At 33.2% G+C, this 1604-nt stretch carries 2 protein-coding genes; both read left to right on the forward strand.

Translation table 11 applies throughout. The features are described 5' to 3' along the window. The coding region (locus tag ACTHW2_RS12560) for a methyltransferase family protein (RefSeq protein ID WP_442264241.1) at positions 1-544 on the forward strand (544 nt) is incomplete at its 5' end. A 21-nt stretch (positions 545-565) separates the two neighbouring features. Beyond that, a partial coding sequence (locus tag ACTHW2_RS12565) for a phytoene desaturase family protein (protein WP_442264242.1) occupies positions 566-1604 on the forward strand: 1039 nt, incomplete at its 3' end.

The following is a 1604-nucleotide window of genomic DNA, read 5'->3' on the forward strand; positions in this document are numbered from 1 at the left end:
TATGACTTATATATTTATCTTTATAACCTTTTTATGGTTGCTTGAGTTTGTTTTATTTCCCTCCTTAGCAAAAGATAATAGATCAAACAAAAGGTCTTTTTCTATTATACTAGTATCTATACTTTCTATTATAATAATCAATGCTATTATGTTCTTTAATGGCTTACTGCTTGTAAATAGCCATGCGCTAAAAGTGGTATCCTTAATACTTTATTCATCAGGCCTTATCTTAAGGTACTGGTCGCTTATACTGCTAGGTAAGAATTTTTCTAGGAAGGTTGAAGTGGAGGATGAGCAAGAGCTGGTAAGCAAGGGGACTTACCGTTATATTCGACATCCACTATATTTGGGATTGTTCCTACTGACTATTTCAGTTCCACTTTTTGTTGGCAATATCATAATGTTCCTAATAGCTATAGTAGTAATGTTTGTATCTATAAGTATTAGAATCAAGGAAGAAGAAGCTTATATGGAAGAAGTTCTAGGATCCAGGTATAAATTCTGGAAGGAAGAAAGATATAAGTTTTTACCGTTTATTTACTAATCACTTGTGAGGAGTGGGATTATGAAAAAAGTACTAGTTATAGGAGCAGGTCTTGGTGGTCTATCTTCAGCAATATACCTAGCTTCTGAAGGCTATGATGTTGAAATATTTGAAAAGAATGATAAAGTCGGTGGGAAATTAAATGTTTTAGAAAGGGATGGTTTTAAATTTGACCTAGGCCCTTCTATATTTACTATGCCACACATATTTAATGAATTGTTTGAAAAAAATGGCCGCAATATGGAAGACTATTTTACACTTAAAAAGGTTAATCCCCATTGGAGGAATTTCTTTGAAGATGGTAAAAATATTGACCTGGTACCTTTTGGTAAAAAAAATAAGTTCAGAGTAACAAATGTAAGCGTAAAGGATAAAAGGCAATTAGAAAAGTTTCTAACCTATTCAAAAGCACTTTATGATGAAGTAGAAAAGGGATATTTTGATAAAGGTTTAGATACAGTTAAGGGAAATATAAAAGAATATGGCCCAGTAGGACTGCTTAAAGACCTGGATGCTTTTTCCACTATGGATTCTAAGGTGAGAAAATATATAGATAATGAATACTTGGTAAATATTATGAACTTTTTTATTAAATATGTAGGATCTTCACCATATAATGCTCCTGCACTTTTAAACCTCTTGCCTTATATACAGTATGAGTTTGGACTCTGGTATGTTGAAGGTGGTATGTATAATTTAGCAGAAGGCCTGCTGAAGTTATTAGAGGAGTTAGGTGTTAAAGTTCACTTGAATTCTGAAGTGGTTGAGTTAGGCAGAAGTAATAAGCGGATAGACTCTATTAAACTTTCTGATAATAGTATTGTAGAGGCTGATATTGTGCTTTCAAATATGGAAGCAATACCTCTATATAGGGACGTCTTAGGTATGGATAAAACCTTCATACAAACTTTAGATAAGTTTGAACCTACTTGTTCAGGCCTTGTTATACATTTGGCCCTAAAGGAAGAATATCCACAACTTGCACACCATAACTTCTTCTTTTCTGATAATCCTAAGGAGCATTTCTCAACAGTTTTTGAGAAGAAGGAAATGCCAGATG

This window comes from Tissierella sp., from assembly GCF_052089545.1.
Taxonomy (GTDB): domain Bacteria; phylum Bacillota; class Clostridia; order Tissierellales; family Tissierellaceae; genus Tissierella_A.